General features: G+C 59.1%; 4 protein-coding genes. 3 read left to right on the top strand and 1 reads right to left on the bottom strand.

The window, feature by feature from the left end; translation table 11 throughout:
* Nucleotides 1-113 precede the first annotated feature (113 nt).
* The 3 genes from fabZ (at nt 114) to lpxB (ending at nt 3,061) form a co-directional block, all read left to right on the top strand.
* On the top strand, nt 114-614 hold the full coding sequence (fabZ, locus tag NW837_RS01620) for a 3-hydroxyacyl-ACP dehydratase FabZ (RefSeq protein WP_414328980.1): 501 nt from the start codon (nt 114-116) through the stop codon (nt 612-614).
* A gap of 234 nt (nt 615-848) precedes the next feature.
* Entirely contained in the window at nt 849-1,826 is a 978-nt protein-coding gene (gene lpxA, locus NW837_RS01625) for an acyl-ACP--UDP-N-acetylglucosamine O-acyltransferase (RefSeq protein ID WP_414328981.1), read from the top strand.
* 26 nt (nt 1,827-1,852) lie between these two features.
* Nucleotides 1,853-3,061 (top strand): lipid-A-disaccharide synthase, encoded by a 1,209-nt coding sequence (lpxB, locus tag NW837_RS01630; RefSeq protein ID WP_414328982.1) that lies wholly within the window; start codon nt 1,853-1,855, stop codon nt 3,059-3,061.
* On the opposite strand, the gene NW837_RS01635 is transcribed toward lpxB, so the two are convergent.
* Nucleotides 3,058-4,456: NAD(P)/FAD-dependent oxidoreductase (locus tag NW837_RS01635; protein WP_414328983.1), on the bottom strand; the 1,399-nt coding region annotated here is incomplete at its 5' end. The genes lpxB and NW837_RS01635 overlap by 4 nt on opposite strands.

Genomic DNA, 4,456 nt, shown 5'->3' on the forward strand with positions numbered 1-4,456 from the left:
AATCCGTACTGAACATATTATACATTATTTTCAGTATAGTTGAGCTTATTATTGACTAGAGTCATGCTCCCCGTCCGGGATTTGGTTTTGTCCTCTGCCTCTGTGGGTTCACCATGGCCTCTGATGTCTCCCCTCCTCCCCTCCTCTCGGCTGAGGCAGCCGCTCAATTGTCAACTGCTCCCCCCGTCTTCACAACGGAGCAGATTTTGGAGATCTTGCCCCATCGCTATCCTTTCTTGCTGGTGGATCGGGTTGTGGAGTATCAACCGGGGCAACGGGCGGTGGGCCTGAAAAACGTCACCTTCAACGAGCCTTTTTTTCAAGGGCATTTCCCCAACCGACCCATCATGCCCGGCGTCCTAATCGTCGAGGCCATGGCCCAGATAGGGGGGATCGTGTTGACCAAGTTGCCGGACGTGGCCGGGCGTTTGGCCCTGTTTGCCGGGATCGATGGCGTTCGCTTTCGCCGCCCGGTACTGCCGGGGGATCAGCTGCTGCTCTCCGCCGATTTGCTCACCATTCGCCAGAGGCGCATTGGCAAGATGTTCTGCCGCGCTCAGGTGGGAGGGCAACTGGTAACCGAGGGGGAGCTGATGTTCTCCCTGGTGGATTGATGGGCCAACAGCGGCCATCCAGGAGGCGCTCCGGTGTGGGTGTTCTCGCAATTGAGATAAAGTGTTGGGATAGTAAAGATGGCTCAGGGGCTGCTTGCGCCTTTCTGTCGGGATACGGTAAACATGTTGTCGCGACAGTGGGGCGTAGCTCTAAGGCTCATCTCCCCTGGAGTCAAGTCTTGGTGATCCTTCGCAGGGTTGGGAGCGTAACCACAGTTGCTGGCTAGGTCGGAAATGAGTTCGTTCGCTTCAGCGGGATCCACTCCCAACATCTCTGCAAGTGCGCCGCACCGCTCACGGGAGCGGATTCATCCCACTGCGGTGATCCATCCGAAAGCTGAGCTGCACGAAACGGTGCAGGTTGGCCCCTATGCGGTGATCGGCGAGCATGTTCGCATTGCTGCCCATACGGTGGTGGGGGCCCATGTGGTGATCGATGGCTGGACGGAAATCGGCGAGGGCAACCACATTTTTCCGGGAGCAGTTGTGGGCACCGAGCCTCAGGATCTGAAGTACAGCGGCGCCCCCTCTCAAGTGGTAATCGGCAGAGGCAATCGCATCCGCGAGTTCGTCACCATCAACCGGGCTACCAATGAAGGGGAAGCCACCCTGATTGGAGATTACAACCTGCTGATGGCCTACACCCATGTCGCCCACAACTGCGTCATCGAAAATCAGGTGGTGATTACCAATGCTGTCTCTTTGGCCGGCCATATCCACATCGAGTCTCAAGCCCGCATTGGCGGCATGGTCGGGATCCACCAGTTCACCCGCATCGGGCGCTTGGCCATGGTGGGGGCGATGAGCCGGGTTGACCGCGACGTTCCCCCCTACATGTTGGTGGAAGGACATCCGGCTCGCATCCGCGGTCTGAACTTGGTGGGGTTGCGGCGAGCCAAAGGGATGGAGGGATCCCTGCCCTTGCTGCGGCAGGTCTACCGATTTTTGTACCGCTCAGGGTTGCCTTTGGAAAAAGCGCTGCAAACACTGCGCAGCAGCCTGTGTGTCGTTTGTAACAGCGGTGCGGAGGGAGAGCGCCATGTCCTTTCCCTACAGGGGAAAGAGTGGGTGGACGAGACGGGATCCCTGCAACATCTGCTGCAATTTTTGGAAGACTCCCTCTCCCAGCCCCAACGACGTGGCCCTCTGCCGGCCCTGCGCGGGAGGGGGGAAGATCCGCCGGTGCAGAGCACTTCAGAGCTGGATGATTGAGAACTGCGGTCGGGAGTGTAGCTCTGGTGAGCCACCTGTTCATCTGCACGGGCGAGGTCTCAGGGGATCTGCAGGCCAGCCATCTGATCGAAGAATTGCTGCGCCAACGCCCTCAGCTGCGCATCACCGCCGTGGGAGGGGAGCGCATGGCTGCTGCCGGGGCCCGTCTGTTGCACCGCACCACCGAGATCAGCTCTGTTGGCATTTTAGAGGCTCTTCCCTTTGTCGGCCCCGCCCTCTGGACGGAGTGGAAGATTCGCCGCTTTTTAGCCCAAGACCCGCCAGATGTGGCCGTGCTGGTGGACTACATCGGCGTCAACAGCCGCATTGCCCGTCTGCTGCAACGGCGGCAGATCCCTGCCGTCTATTACATTGCTCCCCAAGAGTGGGTGTGGTCGCAGGATGCCCGCCTCACCTACCAACTAGCCCAGCAGATGCGGCTGATGTTGGCGATTTTCCCTGAGGAAGCCCGCTACTACGCGGCGGCAGGAGCCCATGTCCAGTATGTGGGCCATCCCCTGTTGGATATTTTGGCCGCTGTGCCCAGCCGTGCTGCCGCCAGAGCCCAGTTGGGGATCCCTGCCGAAGCCACGGTGGTGGTGGTGGTGCCGGCTTCGCGTCGGCAAGAGCTGCGCTCGGTTCTGCCTGTCTTGCTCAAGGCGGCTCAGTTGTTGCAAGCTCACCTGCCTCAGGCACAGTTTTGGGTGCCCCTGGCCTCGCCCCGTTTTGCTGCCCCGATTGCGCGGGCTGCCCGCCGCCTTGGGCTCAACCTCACCCTTTTGGATCCCCAAGCTCTGTCCTTCTTCTCCCCCCACAAAGCTCATCACCTCGCCTTGGCAGCGGCTGATTTGGTGTTGGCCAAGTCGGGCACGGTGAACTTGGAGACGGCTATCTTGGGGATCCCCCAGGTGGTGATCTATCGCCTCAACCCCCTCACCTTCTGGATCGCCCGCCATTGGCTGAGGGTGTCGGTGCCCTTCATGTCTCCGCCCAACCTGGTGCAGATGCGCCCCATTGTCCCGGAGTTGCTGCAGGAGCAGGCCCAGCCAGAGAAGATTGCCCAACTGGCGCTGGAGTTGCTAACTCGGCCCGAACGCAAAGCCCAACTGCAAGCCGACTACGCCGCGATGCGGGCAGCCCTAGGAGAACCCGGCGTTCTGGCTCGCGCTGCCAAGGCCATCCTAGAGGTGTTGGATGGCGAAGCTGGATCGAAGCAGGATCCCTTCCGCCGCTAACTCCGGCGACCCAGCACCCGGGGCACCGCCCGTCCTCCCGCCAAGGCCGCTGTCGAATCCGCCTCTTCCAGATACTCAGCATCTTGGTTGACCCGCCACCCATCGTAGCGCCGTTCCCCCGCCACAATGTTGCGAGCGGCCAAAAGGCCCGTCATCATGGCGTGATCCTGGTTATTGTAGCGGTGCATGCCGTTGCGGCCTGCCACCTGCAAATTGGGCAGTGCTTCTTCCAAAAAGGTTCGAATGGTCTGGATGTGAGCTTGATAGCCGTGATTGTAAACCGGGTAGGCTTTCGGGGCGCGAATGACTGTGCCGCCCAAAACCTTTGCCTTCCCCAGCAGGCCCAACCGCTGCAATTCCAGCGTTGCCAAGGCCATCAAATCCCCATCGGTTTGTCCCCAAAAGGGATCCGTCGCTGAGCAAAAATACTCCAAACCCAAGCAGGTGACCGAGGGATCCGGAACCATGTCCGCGCTCCAATTCTTGAAGTTTTGGATACGCCCCACCCGCACCGAGGGATCGTGAATGTAGATCCAGTGATCTGGAAATAGGTTGGGCTCATCCACCAGCAAAGCCACCGTCAAAAAATCCCGATACCGCAGTTGTTCGGCAGCCTCTCGCACCGGCTCCGGTGCTGCAGGTACCAAAGCCCGCACCAGAGAGCGCAGCGGCATGGTGGAAATGAACTGCTCGCCGGTCACCCAAAAGGTCTCTCCCCCTTGAGAACAGGCTTGTACAGCTTGAACTCCGGCCCGGTTCCAGTGGATTGCCGTAACCTTGCGATCCAGTTGTACCGGCTGCCCGGCTTCTGCCAGCAAGGTTTGAACGCGCTCCCACATCTGGCCTGGCCCTAGGCGAGGATAGCGAAAGCGATCGATCAGGGTTTTGATCACCCCCTCTCGGTTGGGGAAAAAGGTTTTACGGATCAAAGAAGCCATCGACAGACCCTTGATCCGCTGGGCTGCCCAGTCGGCGCTGATCTCGTGACAAGGGATCCCCCACACTTTCTCGGTGTAGGTCTTAAAAAAAGTGCGATACAGCCGTTCCCCAAATTGGTTAATGACCCAATCTTCAAAAGATACAGGATTGGGCCTGGGAAAGAGGCGCGCCTTTAGGTAACTGAGCAGACAGAGGGTGGTAAACCCTGGCCCCAGTTTGGCAAAAACATCCGTAGGTCGAATTGGATAATCAAAGAAAACACCTCGGTAAAAAATGTGGGAAAGCCGACGGCAAACCTGCATTTCCGAGCCCAAAATCTCCGTCCACAGAGCCTCAATTTCCGCCGACTTGGAGAAAAAGCGGTGTCCACCGATATCAAAGCGATAGCCTTGGTAGGTTACAGTGCGGGATAGCCCCCCTACCTGCACCGGATCCGCTTCCAAAACCGTTACCGGG

The sequence above is a fragment of the Synechococcus sp. R6-10 genome, from assembly GCF_047461815.1.
GTDB lineage: Bacteria > Cyanobacteriota > Cyanobacteriia > Thermostichales > Thermostichaceae > Thermostichus.